Source organism: Streptomyces tamarix (genome assembly GCF_032423885.1).
Classification (GTDB): Bacteria; Actinomycetota; Actinomycetes; order Streptomycetales; family Streptomycetaceae; genus Streptomyces; species Streptomyces tamarix.
Map to the genome: position 1 here is coordinate 121597 of NZ_JAWCTQ010000016.1, position 13278 is coordinate 134874.

Below are 13278 nucleotides of genomic sequence, written 5' to 3' on the forward strand. Positions count from 1 at the left end.
AAATAAGGAGAAAATATATGATTCAAGTGATTGAAAAAGATGTAGGTACAATTTGCAACCTAAAAAATAAATTCCTTAGAGCTAAACGGGGTGATATTGTTAGGGTAACAATCAAGGCTACTAACACCTATAACACTTTTGTCTTAGGTCTTACTAACCAACAGGATTCTTCTAAAAAAGCATACCAATTATTCAACTTGAGTACAGGTTATATTTGGCGTATTGGCGGTGAAAATCTAAGTGATGCGTTTGATGTGTGGTTTAAGAATGATGAAGAACTTACAATATCAGACCTAAACGTTTATAAGGAATCAAAGCTAATCTTAGATGAAATGGATATTAGGGGAGGCTTTTAATGCCAGAAATTAATACTGAGTTAAATACAGTTAAAGAACTTGTCGAAAAGGTATTATCACGTAACGTGGCAACACGGAGTAATGATACAAAACTTTATCTGGAATGTTGCAAAGAATTGGGTTGCAAGACCATGAAAGATATTGAACGAATGAACTTAAGTATTATTACAGTTCATAAGCTTAGACAAGTCATTCAAAATAAGGAAGGTCACTATAACCCTGCTAAAGAGGTACTTGCTATCCGTGAAAAACGTCATGTATCTATTAGAGAATACATGGTTAGAGTCGGTAATTGATGTATGTTAACAAGGAGATATAATACAACGGATGCTGTAACTCATGAAAGAAAAACGGTTACTGTAGATATATCTAGAAATACTGATGATGGCTATTATTATAGTGCTGTTGTTAAAGAAATGCCAGGTCTAATAGCAACAGGAGAAACTTTACCTGAATTAGAGTTAGACTTAGCAGGGGCTATGGAAGAGTGGGATATCACAAATTCACGAAGAGATAATAATTTATTTGTTTTTTCAAAACAGGCTTTCTTAAATATGCTATCTGAAAAATTAGATAATCCTACTAGTATGAAAATATCTAAGATGAGTTATTTATGTTCTGCTTATTATGCAGGAACATATGGGACATTAGAAGATTATCCAGATTTCTTAATATCTAGCGATTACGTTGCCTCTAAGTATGGTATGACTGATTCCTACTTTTTAGGTCACAAAATAGAAGATAAACCAAAATTAAAACTCATATTCAATGCTACTTTATCTGATAATCAGAAACATAATATACGATTGTTCATAGATAACTTTCTCAAGCAAGGCAAGTCAGTTGATGATTTTTCATTGGTTTTACGAACTAAAGAGGATTCTGTTTGGAAAGATAATTATGTAGAGGGAAATAATACACCCGTTAGTCTAGAAGACATAAAATCTGAGTATATTAATAAGGTCAATAATAGAGGAGAAAAATAGTGTATAAAGAATTAAATAAGTATGTAGTTATTGAGGAACATAATAAGCAAACTTGGTTACGAGGAACCGCTCAGCATTGTTCTAGATATGAAGATGGAGATTTTTTGTCTCCGAATCAAGCTAAAAACTTGTTTTTGCTAAATGCCATTCATGATTCTGAATCATTATATAAGGTTTCATTTAATGATAAAGATACTGTTAAGAAGGGCAAAGATGACATATCAGTGATTGTTCCTGATATGCTTGGTTTATATCATGAAAAAGAAGTTGTTGGAGTGAAGGTTGATACAGGAACACAACAAGGAGACACTTTTGCCAGATTTATAGCAGCGAGCTTTAGCGTTCGAGAGGCTGCTGAAGCAGATGATTTTATTTATTACTTGAGACTGCTAAAGTTAGATAATAACTATGAACTTTTCCCTGTAACTAACTATGATGGGGACGGACATAAGTTACTTTCTATCCATGTAGGCTTAGTCGAAGACGGTCATATTGTTGTAGACTTAGGCATCCCAGATGCGTTTGCTAAACTGCTAAATAGTTCTGTTTTTAATGATGTAAGCTACCCTAGAGAAAATATTGTTGACAGCATGTTAAACCAAGCTAGGACAATCTCAGAAATAAGTCGTAGATTAGAAATTAAATTGTAATTACAAAAGAGCTTGACAGGCTCTTTTTTATATGGTATAGTAAGCTTATAGAAAAGGAGACAAATAAATGAACAATAATGATTACATGATTGGTTTTGATAAGGGATATCGAGATGGTCATCTAAATAAGGCATATTGTAACACCTTTTCAATTGATTCAGAAGGCTCTGATGGGTATCGAGAAGGTTTTGATGTAGGTGAGGAAGACTACCTAGTAGAGAGAGGATACTAATATGAAGATGTACAGCTCAATAAGAAAGAGTCATAAAGATTTTAAAAAAGATGGTGGATATTTATGGAATCATGACCAAGTTAGACTATATAGAGAAATTAGCAAAAAATTAACATATCGTAAGCGCAAGTTTCCCCATAGAAAATGGTCGGAATCTAAATATTTAGAACAGAAAGATTTGTAATTTACATGACTGAAGAAAATATTTATAATCTATTGAATCCACTTCAGAAGCTATATATCATTAGTCCCTATGCATATGCAATGGTTGTATTTGTTATATTCATGATTAGTGTTGCCTTATTTGTCTACAGTAGGATAGAAAGAAATCTGCATAAAAAGAGAGCCAAAATTGAACTTATTATCTCTATTCCTTTTATTATACTATCTATGGTAAGTGCAATATATTGTCATCTTTCCGATAGTCAAACTACCCTAATTCAAAGTTATCTTAATTCTAATGCATTTAAGAATGATTATACTCCTAATGGAGATAGTCTTAATATCTCTAGTGATTTTGGGGTTGTTCCTATCTATAGCCTAGATAAATGAGAATCTGGTGACATTTACCTTAAAGGGATGTCTTTAAATAACACAGGTGATTCTGGGATTCATTTTACTAATGATGTTAGTGATAAACCTAAAACAATTAGAGGTTCTGTAAAGAGTGAGTTTAAGCTGAATAGTGATAGAGTTTCAGTTAATCCGAAAAGTGAGATATCATACAACAGTGCTTATATTGTTGTCAGAACAATTAATAAAAAAGAGCACAAGCATATCATTATGATAGCTAATGCTCTGCTAAAACGCGATGTTTCTAAGGATGCCTATGTAGATATTTACATTCCAAACCATTCTTGGGAGCCTGTTTATTATAGACATGATTTTAGCTTAAATACGGATGAGAGATACTAAATATGATAAATCCAAATAACTTAGAGACCATGAAAATACCTGTGTATACAGAAGAACAAATAAATCAAATGCTAACCAAAGAAGACTTAGAGGAGTTTTTGATTTTAATGGGATATGAAAAAGATTTTGAAAAATAACATAATTATACAAACATTTGATGGTAGTTATATAGATATATCTAAGCATGATTATGAACAGATACTTATGTTAGAGGAAATGCAAAGACAAGTAACAAATAGGGAGGAGTAGTGAATTGAACTATCAATTTTATGCAGATTTTTCGGGTGAATACTATAGATTTAAAGAAGAGGATGTTTTACCTGATTTTACACTATCAGATAGTGTACCAGATTTTATTAAGAGATTAGTTGATAATGGAACCTTAACAGCAGGATTTTGGCGACTTGGTATTGGTCAGCCAAAAGTTCTTAGTTATACTTGGGATGAAAACCAAGTAGATGATACAGTTTTCCCAGGTGACTGCATTATTCAATTATCCTACTTTCAAAGATTAGGTCAAGATGAAGTTCATATTATTCCTCGTAGGATATTTGATGAATTGTTCCACGGAGATGAAAGAGATAAAAAGGAGCCCCAGAAAACAAATGATGTATGACTATGTTGAGGTACGAGAACCAAAAATAACTAGTAAATCTTTATTTTCACGTAAAGGGAATACTACCGTAAATATTCATAAATCAGATGGAAAAGTAGAAGTTTCTATTGCTGTATTAGATGGATATTTTCCTGCTTTTGATATTAAGTTAATTGATGATAAGTTATGGTCTAGAAAGGATAAAACGTTATCTGAATACACTTATTACTATGATTTACTTTCTAGAGTTAGGGATTCATTTCCAGATAATATTGACGGATTTGGGAGATGGGAAGAGAGAGTAAGGCAGTAAAAGTATTAGTTGGAGAATTTGGTATGAAGAATAAATTAAGATGGCGTAGATTAGCTAATATTGAGTATAACCCCAGAAAACCTTATCTTTGGGATGATGACCCTCACGATAACATCATATACTTTTTTACCAGGGAATCAGAGTTATCATTAATAGCATCTAAATATGAAAGTATGTATGATGGTAACATATTTAATAGTGGCTATGACTTATCTAAGAGCAAGGTTAGCTATATCTATAAGAAGCATAAGGCTTATTCTACTAAAGATTTTGAATACCATCACAAGTATAGAGTTAAAAAGAAGCGTGGTAGGAAACGTAGAGCATCAATTAGAAATGACCAGCTTAAATATGTTGAAGAGTTTAATGAAAAGACGGGTAGGGTGTTAAGAGGTGAGTAAAAATGTAAATTATGTGCTAATTAGCTCAGATGACAGTATTGATGATGAACAAGTTTTTGTGGATACATATCCTATTGTGAAGGAAGATAGTAGATATATTACTTTTAAAGAAGGCTCTGGAGTTAGCACTCTTATGAAATCTGAATTTAACCATATAAAGGGTCTAGGCAATGATTCTAATAGTCCTTATTATAGTGAGAGATATTCTATGTTTTCTAATATCTATTCTATTGAAGATATGATAAGTAAGATAGTTAATAGAATGGTTAAAGAGGCAAATGAAAGAGAATCTATCGCTAATAATGAAATGGAGTCTGCAATGTCATATTCTGGTCATGTTGAGGAATTGGTATCGGATATTAAGGAGAAGTATCATGGCATTAGTTGAGTATAAGGTAGTACGTGAAGAATATATTCACGAATTAGAAGAATCAGTAGATGAGTACCTTAAAAAGGGATGGAAACCTGTTGGAGGTGCAACAGTAAGGTTTAACGCTTATATGCAAACATTGGTTAGAGAGGATAATAACAATGATTGACGAAGATTTATTAAAAGAAAATATGCAATTATATACTGATAAAGTTCATATGCTAAATGAGGTTTCAGAGCCTAGTTACCAATTAAAAATAGCAATTGCACAAGCAGAAGGACAGTTAGCTGTCACAAATGATTTATATCATTATGCTCTGACAGGAGAGGAATCAGACAACACTATCCATTTTCAAGCACTAGCAGAATCACTAGCTAATTATGGGGCTGTCACAGGTAAAAATTTTGATTTTAATGATGCATTTAGTAATCTTGATGATATGACTATAGAGATAGTAGAAGATATTGCCTATCAACAATCTTGGATAGATACGTATAAAACGTATACGTATTTGGATAATTCCAAATAAAAGTATAACATTGCCCTTATGGGCTTTTTTTATTTGATTAAGTTATTGACAAAATTAGTTATTAGTGGTATAGTAAATTATAGTAAATAAGAAACACAGATAGTAAAGGAGAGTAAATATGAATAACAGATATGATTTAGATGACACTCACGATTGGACGGAGGAATAAAACTATGTATGAAGATGCTATAGAGCATTTGGAATTAGATTTAGAGAACCTATATCACGATATGAGTATGATGAATAGAGAAGAACTTGAGTCTTACACAGAACGGATTTATATCAAGTTATATAGTATTCAGTATAAAAATCGTGTTAAAGAGGCAGAAGAGCGATATTGGTCGCACGTTGATGCTGTGTATCAGCCACACTAAGGAGTAGGATATGAAAAGTAAAGAAGAGCAGTTATACTGGTATTATACAGGTTACCACAATGGGAAACTTGATATTGATGATGGTGAGTTAACTATCCCTACTGAATATGCAGAGGATTATGGTTATGGTCTTTTAGATGGTGATATGAATGCTCACCCAGATAGGTATGAAGATAGTATTTACATTTAAGGAGAATGGCAGTGAAAGAATTTAGTTGCGTTAATGTACCTATTAATAGTTATCAAGAATTTTATGAATTAATGTATCACCTAAAAGAAGTTGGTTTTACATCAAAGATAGAGGGTACTCGCAAAATATCTAATAATAACACTTATTTAGTTATTTTCACTAGTGGTGATATTGACATTGATTATGGTGTTCTTCCTAATGAAGCAATTATGGATTACAAGACGGCTATTAGTTTATCATCTATTCCAAGTATATTTTATGCATATGAAGAGTCACATTATTATGCTGTTGGCTATAAGTCTAGTAATGCACACGATTAAAGGAGGTATAAAGATATACTGATGGCTTATAAAGTTATAGTAAATAGAGATTTAGATGAGTTTTATTCAGAGGTAACGTTATCTCTATATCATACATCTATTTTTGGTGGAACTTTGTTATATTCAAAAACATTTGAAGATAATAAGGCATTGTCCCAGTCTTATAGTGAAGAGACTTTTTATAAGAAGGATAAAGCATTGGAAGTGTATTCTACTTACAACAAGTTATTAACTAATAATTAGGAAAACGGAAAGAGTATAAAAAATGAAAAACGTATATGTAACAGAATTAACTTTTGAAGACGAGGAAATAGTCACCCCAGAGCAAGTAATTAAAGAACATGGTAGCGATAATTGGTCAGCAAAAGATGTAGCAGAATTATTGGCAGACCTTGACTATGGTGGTTTTAGTTTGGATGATGATGCCAAAGGTATTGAGGTGCATATTAATGACTTTGATGAACTTGCTAAATGGGCTATTGAGCATGGATTAGTTGAATATGATACTAAGAATACACCTAAGTCAGCAGCACTAAAAAAGAGTGACTTCACATATGAGAATGAAGAATATAAGTTTGTCTTCTTGGTTGCTGATATACTTGCTGACTTCCTTTCAGAAGCAATTAACAACATTAAGAGTTTGGATTCATTCCCTACTGGTATTGGCATTGACAAACGAGAGGTTTGAATTTCTAAGTATCTGAACTTAACTATAGCGAGCACAATATGAAGTAGGTAGTCTAGATTATGGAATACAAATCAGAAGGAAACAAGATAGTTGTTTATTCATATGAGGAAGCGGTAAATGCATTACTAATTGATGAAGAGGTAGCATATCCAACGTTACAGTTGACGACTGCTTATTTTGATAATTGGTATGCAGGAGAAGATTATACATTTAATAGATGGTTTGGTGAAGATAATTGGTATATTGATGAGCCCGATGAGACTACAAAGATTCTGATGGTTAATAACGAGCCGAGAAGTTTAATTAAGTTAGTATCTATATACCAAGGTGATTAAAAAACGAATTAACTTGACATTTATAAAATAGTGTGTTATCCTATGATTATAGTATAAGAAAAAGGAAATAGACATGAATAACACACAACTAAAAGAAATTGATGAACTACGTGAGAAAGCAGTCAAAGTTCAAGGCTGGCTCAATGACTACAAGCTAGGAAAATTTGATGATTATGAAAATCAACCAGTTGAACTAAGAATAGCAGATAAGCTACTGAATGAACTGACTCATGAATTGTACCAACTAAGTCACCCAGATTTTTTTACTAACAAAGAGCAAGTTGTAAATAAAGCTAAAAAAGAACTTAAGAAAATTCTTTTAAATGATTGGGATGAGGTTATGATAAATGCCCATGGTATGACTGTTTCTGGATATGATGTAAAGGAAAATATTCAAAGATTTACATTAGTGTTTCCGAATGAACCTAGAAATAGATATGAATTTTCTTTTGATGGTGGTGAGTTAGTGCAACTTAATATGTCAGAGGTTAAGTGGTCTAAAGTTTGGGATTAAGAAAGGTAGGGAACTGTGGATACATCTAATCGAGTTGGTAATAGCCAATGGTGTCAATCTTGTCTGAAGCGAAAAGTAAATAAAGGATATACTCAATGTTGGTATTGCGAGCATGGTAAAGGAGTAGTGGACTACTCTAAGCTAGGCTATAAAGCTGGTTATATGGCACAGAGACATTTTCATTTGACATTTGAAAGTGCATGGAATCTCTATGACAAAGCAATAGTGAATGTACCGTATAATTATAGGGATGATTTCTGTTTTGGCTTTAATGCTGGTGTAGATAAGTATGAGGATGAATATTGCATGGATGCGGCTTTTGGATTTGATTTATAAGGAGATATAAATGATAGATAAACGAGAAGTAGAAGGACTGTCTAATATTATGTTTGAGTTAACTGTCGCCCATGGTCTTACTCCTCAGAAAGTAGTTACAGCTACAGATGTAGATTATAATACGGTTGTTAGAATACAAAGTGCAAATCCTTTTGTAGAATCAGATGATTTCGTAAAGGTTAGGGAATATGTTTCTAAATATTATGAGAGTAGGAGATAAGTAATGACACCAAGCCTAAAGATTAAAAGTCCATCAACTAATACCGTAGTTTCTATACCAAGAGGTACAGAATTCACTATATTTCCATGGGGATTTTCAGAACAGAAAGCTCGTTATACTAAAAAAGGTAAGGTTATTGTATATCGAGATGCATTATTCAGAAAAGGGAATAATAGATTTTGGAAATATATAGTATTTAAAAAATACCCATCAGCAAAATCTTTTCTGAATAGCTGGAATAAGTCCCTAGTTATTGAGAATGGTAATGGTATGGAAGATTATTGGGATATAGCTATCTATGAAAAGTATGATGATAACTATGAGAATTAATGAATTAGGAGAACAGTAATGAAAAAATTAGTAGTAAGTAGAGCTGCTTTTGATGTATTAAAAGAGTTCCGTACAGATAACAAAGCATTCCCTTTGGATGGATTGCTAAATATGGGTTTGATTACTAATAGTATCTTAATTCAGGAAGATTTATCGTCAGAAGGAGAACATTTAGTACTCCGTTACCTACTTGGCGACCCAGATGTAGCGTTGTTAACTGAGAAAGAGACTCATCGTGTTGCTATTGGTGATGTAGTAACCTTATCAACAGGTGAGAAGATTGTACTTGATGAATCAGTTACTTTTACAGGTCATACGAAAGGTTAGCTATGAAAAGTCTTAAATCAGCTAAACATATCAAGAGGAGTCTATCAGAACGTTCACCTTTATCACCAGAGGAAGAAGACCAACTATATAAAGATATCGAAAATGCTATTAAACAAGGAGATAATAGTATTAGATATTATAACCACAACTTTAAAGTACCAAACTATTCGACTCAAATCGTTTTAACAACTCCTGACCTTAATACTAATACGCCTCTTAGTAGGTCATTGTACAATCAATTGGGAAAGAAAAGCGTTATTAAATATGTAGAGGGTAAGAAGTATCATATTAAGTCATTTGATGAACGTGTAGAAACGATACGAGAATTAACCCCAACACCGACATACATTAAAGATTATTATACTCCTGCTTATAGGATTATTTGGTGGGATTCAGAGGATAAATATTATCAGCATTATTAGTGAAACATATAGAGGAGTATGTAATGAGTAAAATCGAGCAAATGAATGAACATGCTAAATATGCTTATTGGTATATGTCAAGGGGTCATAAAAAAGAACTTGGTGTCAATATTAAGTTGTACCAAAATATTATTAGGTATTCCCTTTGGATTTTACACTTCCTAGTATTTATGATTCTTATAATTAGTATTGTTGGCTGGGTAATAATTCCATGGATAACTGATTTAATGGAAGAGATTCCTCTTAGTTATGAAAGACACCTTAGAAATAAGGGAATTATTTACGATAAGCATCAAGCAATTAATAAGATAAACAAAGATAAGAGGTACTCAACAGAAAGTAGAAAATATGAGTGGGTCATAACAGTAGATAACGTTATCCCTATTCATTTATCAACTGCAGGAACTTTTGACTTAATTACCGTGTATAATCATAATAAGTGGATAAAGTATACACAATTAGGACTGAGTGACCAAGAAATAAAAAGAGTCTCAGACTCTATAGGATTGGATGTAGGAAATGGTTATAATTTGGATGTGTCATTAACGAAGTATGAACTTGATAGTAAGGAACAGTATGTAAAGTTCTCATACTCCTATGTAGACCCAGAATATTGGCGTACAGAATATGGTAAAAAGCTACTGCAAATGCGTAAATACTTCTCACCTATAGAATATGAAAAGTACGTTAATCGAGATGTAGACTCTTGGAATAAACTTGGAGTAGGATTCGGTGTGTTGGGATTTTACAAGAGTGACTTAACAGTAACCGTATATGCATAGAGGAGTATGAAATGACATTTGTTGAAAAAGATATAGGTAATTATATCGTATATTCTAATGGAGATATTTTTTCAAAGAGGTCTAATAAGTTTCTAAAAATAAACTACAATACTACACATAGTTATGCTAGGGTATCGATAGATGGAAAAACAATAAAGCTGCACAGATTAATTATAGAGACATTCTTAGGGAAAAGTGAATTAGAAGTCAATCATATCGATGGAAACAAAAGGAATAATAGTCTGTCTAACTTAGAGTATGTTAGTCGCTCGCAAAATGTTAAACATGCATATGATAATGGATTAGTACCTCGACATAAAACTAGCAATAAATCAGTAAAATTAGTAATTAAGGGTAAAAAGATTGGCACATTTGACAGTGGCAGCTCTCTTTCTTTACTACTTGGTAAAAATAGGCAATGGCTTGGTAATCAGCTACATAAAAAGGAGATTGTTAAATATGGGGATTTTTCTATCATGTATGACAATGAAGAGGAGAGTATAAATGGGACTAACATTTGATGAAGCAATAAAAGCACTAGAACGTGACGGACTATTTTGGGATGATATGTCAGAAGCCTTTGTTACAGATATAATTGATAAATTACAACAAGAATATGCACCAACAGTTAAGATGACGAAAAAGCAGTACCATAGTTTTAAACTATGGAAGTATCATACAGCGGGGTGGAATATGACTAATTGTGCTGAATGGGCACAAGATGAGCATATATTAGCTAGTGAAGCTATGCGAGCATGGTTACACCCAGAAACAATCGAGCCAATTGAAGAATGAGTAAATATTATAAAAAGCCACATAAGAAGAGCTATAAGCCCACTAAAAAGTCTGTATCATACCCTAACCATAAATATAGCTATGACCTACCTAAACATTATAAGAACAGAAAAGGTAAGAAGTATGCTAAGTATGAGTGGTATAATGAAGATACGTTTTGGGACTTAGATGAGTTTATAATCAATCGTAAAAGGTACAACGTTAATGTACATTGGTACACATTAGATGATGCAATAAAAGAAACAACTAATTCAAGTAGCTGGATATACCCTATTACCTCATTAGAGGAGTATAACAATAATAGATATAAGTATTTGTTTACCAGGAAGCCCAGATGGCGAGTTATGGCTCCCTATATTCAAGAAAGTATAGCAAGGAAGCATAAAGCATATAATGAGAGTATATCCATAGAGGAAGAGAGATAATAAATTTAGCCAATTGAATGGAGGAATTAGCATGGATAAATTTAATCATGTCCCAACAGTAAAAGAATTTAATCAACAGTCTACTAAAAGCTCACAATGGTTAATAGAAGCTCAAGACGAGTTACTCACATGGTTCAATCAGGTTGTTGATGTACCTAATGTAGGTGTAATAGATAATACAGCTATACTAGATAGTTACAATTATCCTAAAGCTTATGCTCTATTGAATATTAGACCAGAATACCTAACTGATAAAGGGTATAAACTTAATCCTACTACAACACTAGTTGATGATTATAAGACTACACAAATGGGCTTAATTTATAATGCAGAAGTAGCCTCATTTTACGTAACATGGGGTTAGAGATACGAAGCTTATTAATAGTACCTTATACCCTTTGTCTAATGGGGGGGGGAGAGTAGTCCATTATAGTAGCATAGGTAATAGCCCTGACTTTGACCCTGCACTCTATATTGCTTAGAAACGGATTACCTTATAAGCCCTATTACCTTATGAGTGGAACTACCTTATGAATTGAATGAACTATAAATTATACTACTCTATGAATGAACTGCCTGGGCTGTGTGATACATGCTCCCAATTATAGCCATTTATTTAGTTTTTCCATTAGACTAACTAAATACTTTGCGCTCCTCCTACAACACTACAACAAATATTACAATAATTTCACTATAATATCTCCGATAGCCCAATATGGCGCTAATCATCCCCGAAATTGCCAGAATTTGCTCTCCATCTCATCCATATCTACCCATATTCATTCAAATAAGCCCATAGTAGCTCTAATTGGCTCATATCGTCTGATGTGGGCTTTTTCTGTGTCATTTAAGGTAAATACACCTAATATGCTTAGAATGGCTCATACAGGCTTATACAGCCCAATAAATAAATACAAGCAATTTAGGTAAAAGGTATTGACAACTACTAGAGGATGTGCTACCATATAGGTATAGTTTAGGAGGAGCAATTATGCTACGATATGACGAACAGGGTCATCAATACACTTACTTAACTCATGCAGAGGAAAAGCGAATTATTGAAAACCTATGGAAAGAAACAGATGCTGAAATTGAGGCACTTATACAGGAGAAGAAAAATGGATAAATATGAACAAGGCTACGATGATGCAATGACTGACCTACCACTTGACCAGTTCCTATGCACAAATGAACAATACCAACGTGGGTATGAAGATGGTATGCAAGCCCTTAAGGGAGGAGAGTACTAGATATGATTAGTGCATTAGAATTAGTACAGGAGTATCAAAGGTCTCAAGAAGAAATCGTTGAAGAGTTGTTAATTAATGAGGCAAAGAGTGGAGGCAGGAAGGTTACATTAACGCCACTAGATATTGGCTACTTATGGGCAACCTCTGAAAGTGGCTCAAAGCTACTAAAGCGTGAAGGGTATAAGATAGAAGTACCTGATAAGCTATCACTGAAAGAGGGCTACTACGTTAAAATTAGTTGGTAGCTCATCCCCTAAAAGATAAAAAGTATTGACATTTCAGATAATGTATGTTATCATCTAGGTACAGTAAAGGAAAGAGGAAATAATCATGACACAGGTAGAAAAGCAAGAACTTACAAACACTATTGAGCACAAGGCAGATATGTTAAAGCTTAATATCACTCAAGGTAAGATTGAGGAAACAGATGAAACTACTGAGCTATTGGACTTAGTTAAAGATGCTAAGGAAAACGGCACAAGCACTATGGAAGCTAAACTTCTATTAGAAGACTTGGAATTAGCACTTGCTTAAGGAGGAAATAATCATGGATAAAGAAGAACTTGAACATATCATTAATCGAACTATCATTAAAGAAGCTAAAAGTGGTGAATATAGGCTA

At 33.0% G+C, this 13278-nt stretch carries 31 protein-coding genes; all 31 read left to right on the plus strand.

The annotated features are described in order from the left end of the window. Nucleotides 1-17: 17 nt before the first annotated feature. The 31 genes from RND61_RS15460 to RND61_RS15610 all read left to right on the plus strand — a co-directional run bounded on the left by RND61_RS15460 (nt 18) and on the right by RND61_RS15610 (nt 13190). Complete coding sequence (locus RND61_RS15460; RefSeq protein ID WP_315878519.1) at nt 18-356, plus strand: hypothetical protein; 339 nt, start codon at nt 18-20, stop codon at nt 354-356. After that, on the plus strand, nt 356-652 hold the full coding sequence (locus RND61_RS15465; protein ID WP_315878520.1) for a hypothetical protein: 297 nt from the start codon (nt 356-358) through the stop codon (nt 650-652). The genes RND61_RS15460 and RND61_RS15465 overlap by 1 nt, the downstream gene beginning before the upstream one ends. Nucleotides 653-655: 3 nt before the next feature. After that, entirely contained in the window at nt 656-1342 is a 687-nt protein-coding gene (locus tag RND61_RS15470; protein ID WP_315878521.1) for a type II toxin-antitoxin system HicB family antitoxin, read from the plus strand. Beyond that, entirely contained in the window at nt 1342-1992 is a 651-nt protein-coding gene (locus tag RND61_RS15475) for a hypothetical protein (protein ID WP_315878522.1), read from the plus strand. The genes RND61_RS15470 and RND61_RS15475 overlap by 1 nt, the downstream gene beginning before the upstream one ends. A 67-nt stretch (nt 1993-2059) precedes the next feature. Continuing rightward, a complete protein-coding gene (locus RND61_RS15480) occupies nt 2060-2224 on the plus strand; it encodes a hypothetical protein (protein WP_315878523.1) in 165 nt (54 codons plus the stop codon). A gap of 189 nt (nt 2225-2413) precedes the next feature. After that, entirely contained in the window at nt 2414-2776 is a 363-nt protein-coding gene (locus RND61_RS15485; RefSeq protein WP_315878524.1) for a hypothetical protein, read from the plus strand. A 27-nt stretch (nt 2777-2803) separates the two neighbouring features. Next, nucleotides 2804-3139 carry a hypothetical protein gene (locus RND61_RS15490; RefSeq protein WP_315878525.1) on the plus strand — a complete coding sequence of 112 codons (336 nt, stop codon included), beginning with the start codon at nt 2804-2806 and terminating at the stop codon, nt 3137-3139. A gap of 253 nt (nt 3140-3392) precedes the next feature. After that, nucleotides 3393-3755, plus strand: coding sequence for a hypothetical protein (locus RND61_RS15495; protein WP_315878526.1), 363 nt, complete (start codon nt 3393-3395; stop codon nt 3753-3755). Then, nucleotides 3745-4047, plus strand: a complete 303-nt coding sequence (locus RND61_RS15500) for a hypothetical protein (RefSeq protein WP_315878527.1) — start codon at nt 3745-3747, stop codon at nt 4045-4047. The genes RND61_RS15495 and RND61_RS15500 overlap by 11 nt, the downstream gene beginning before the upstream one ends. Then, on the plus strand, nt 4023-4448 hold the full coding sequence (locus RND61_RS15505; protein ID WP_315878528.1) for a hypothetical protein: 426 nt from the start codon (nt 4023-4025) through the stop codon (nt 4446-4448). The genes RND61_RS15500 and RND61_RS15505 overlap by 25 nt, the downstream gene beginning before the upstream one ends. Beyond that, nucleotides 4441-4836 carry a hypothetical protein gene (locus RND61_RS15510; RefSeq protein WP_315878529.1) on the plus strand — a complete coding sequence of 132 codons (396 nt, stop codon included), beginning with the start codon at nt 4441-4443 and terminating at the stop codon, nt 4834-4836. The genes RND61_RS15505 and RND61_RS15510 overlap by 8 nt, the downstream gene beginning before the upstream one ends. Continuing rightward, complete coding sequence (locus RND61_RS15515; RefSeq protein WP_315878530.1) at nt 4823-4987, plus strand: DUF1737 domain-containing protein; 165 nt, start codon at nt 4823-4825, stop codon at nt 4985-4987. Before RND61_RS15510 ends, RND61_RS15515 begins: the two co-directional genes overlap by 14 nt. Continuing rightward, nucleotides 4980-5348 (plus strand): hypothetical protein, encoded by a 369-nt coding sequence (locus RND61_RS15520; protein WP_315878531.1) that lies wholly within the window; start codon nt 4980-4982, stop codon nt 5346-5348. The genes RND61_RS15515 and RND61_RS15520 overlap by 8 nt, the downstream gene beginning before the upstream one ends. Before the next feature lie 140 nt (nt 5349-5488). Next, nucleotides 5489-5722 (plus strand): hypothetical protein, encoded by a 234-nt coding sequence (locus RND61_RS15525; protein WP_315878532.1) that lies wholly within the window; start codon nt 5489-5491, stop codon nt 5720-5722. A gap of 10 nt (nt 5723-5732) precedes the next feature. Further along, complete coding sequence (locus RND61_RS15530) at nt 5733-5912, plus strand: hypothetical protein (RefSeq protein ID WP_315878533.1); 180 nt, start codon at nt 5733-5735, stop codon at nt 5910-5912. A gap of 5 nt (nt 5913-5917) precedes the next feature. Next, nucleotides 5918-6232 carry a hypothetical protein gene (locus tag RND61_RS15535; protein ID WP_315878534.1) on the plus strand — a complete coding sequence of 105 codons (315 nt, stop codon included), beginning with the start codon at nt 5918-5920 and terminating at the stop codon, nt 6230-6232. Between the two features lie 21 nt (nt 6233-6253). Further along, nucleotides 6254-6475 carry a hypothetical protein gene (locus RND61_RS15540; RefSeq protein ID WP_315878535.1) on the plus strand — a complete coding sequence of 74 codons (222 nt, stop codon included), beginning with the start codon at nt 6254-6256 and terminating at the stop codon, nt 6473-6475. A 22-nt stretch (nt 6476-6497) separates the two neighbouring features. Then, the gene (locus RND61_RS15545; RefSeq protein ID WP_315878536.1) at nt 6498-6920 is read left to right on the plus strand and encodes a hypothetical protein; all 423 of its coding nucleotides are present in this window, start codon (nt 6498-6500) and stop codon (nt 6918-6920) included. Nucleotides 6921-6979: 59 nt separating this feature from the next. Then, the gene (locus RND61_RS15550) at nt 6980-7255 is read left to right on the plus strand and encodes a hypothetical protein (protein WP_315878537.1); all 276 of its coding nucleotides are present in this window, start codon (nt 6980-6982) and stop codon (nt 7253-7255) included. Nucleotides 7256-7328: 73 nt separating this feature from the next. Next, the gene (locus RND61_RS15555) at nt 7329-7769 is read left to right on the plus strand and encodes a hypothetical protein (protein WP_315878538.1); all 441 of its coding nucleotides are present in this window, start codon (nt 7329-7331) and stop codon (nt 7767-7769) included. 126 nt (nt 7770-7895) lie between these two features. Next, the gene (locus RND61_RS15560) at nt 7896-8105 is read left to right on the plus strand and encodes a hypothetical protein (protein ID WP_315878539.1); all 210 of its coding nucleotides are present in this window, start codon (nt 7896-7898) and stop codon (nt 8103-8105) included. A 10-nt stretch (nt 8106-8115) separates the two neighbouring features. Beyond that, the gene (locus RND61_RS15565; protein WP_315878540.1) at nt 8116-8325 is read left to right on the plus strand and encodes a hypothetical protein; all 210 of its coding nucleotides are present in this window, start codon (nt 8116-8118) and stop codon (nt 8323-8325) included. A 3-nt stretch (nt 8326-8328) separates the two neighbouring features. Further along, nucleotides 8329-8655 (plus strand): hypothetical protein, encoded by a 327-nt coding sequence (locus RND61_RS15570; RefSeq protein ID WP_315878541.1) that lies wholly within the window; start codon nt 8329-8331, stop codon nt 8653-8655. 18 nt (nt 8656-8673) lie between these two features. Further along, on the plus strand, nt 8674-8982 hold the full coding sequence (locus tag RND61_RS15575) for a hypothetical protein (protein WP_315878542.1): 309 nt from the start codon (nt 8674-8676) through the stop codon (nt 8980-8982). Nucleotides 8983-8984: 2 nt separating this feature from the next. After that, the gene (locus RND61_RS15580) at nt 8985-9404 is read left to right on the plus strand and encodes a hypothetical protein (RefSeq protein ID WP_315878543.1); all 420 of its coding nucleotides are present in this window, start codon (nt 8985-8987) and stop codon (nt 9402-9404) included. Between the two features lie 23 nt (nt 9405-9427). Continuing rightward, nucleotides 9428-10186, plus strand: a complete 759-nt coding sequence (locus RND61_RS15585; RefSeq protein ID WP_315878544.1) for a hypothetical protein — start codon at nt 9428-9430, stop codon at nt 10184-10186. A gap of 11 nt (nt 10187-10197) precedes the next feature. Continuing rightward, nucleotides 10198-10707, plus strand: coding sequence for an HNH endonuclease signature motif containing protein (locus RND61_RS15590; protein ID WP_315878545.1), 510 nt, complete (start codon nt 10198-10200; stop codon nt 10705-10707). Further along, nucleotides 10691-10981, plus strand: coding sequence for a hypothetical protein (locus RND61_RS15595; protein WP_315878546.1), 291 nt, complete (start codon nt 10691-10693; stop codon nt 10979-10981). The genes RND61_RS15590 and RND61_RS15595 overlap by 17 nt, the downstream gene beginning before the upstream one ends. 456 nt (nt 10982-11437) lie before the next feature. Further along, nucleotides 11438-11770 carry a hypothetical protein gene (locus RND61_RS15600; RefSeq protein WP_315878547.1) on the plus strand — a complete coding sequence of 111 codons (333 nt, stop codon included), beginning with the start codon at nt 11438-11440 and terminating at the stop codon, nt 11768-11770. 888 nt (nt 11771-12658) lie between these two features. Continuing rightward, nucleotides 12659-12901 (plus strand): hypothetical protein, encoded by a 243-nt coding sequence (locus tag RND61_RS15605; protein ID WP_315878548.1) that lies wholly within the window; start codon nt 12659-12661, stop codon nt 12899-12901. A gap of 85 nt (nt 12902-12986) precedes the next feature. Next, nucleotides 12987-13190 (plus strand): hypothetical protein, encoded by a 204-nt coding sequence (locus RND61_RS15610; RefSeq protein ID WP_315878549.1) that lies wholly within the window; start codon nt 12987-12989, stop codon nt 13188-13190. Nucleotides 13191-13278 lie beyond the last annotated feature (88 nt).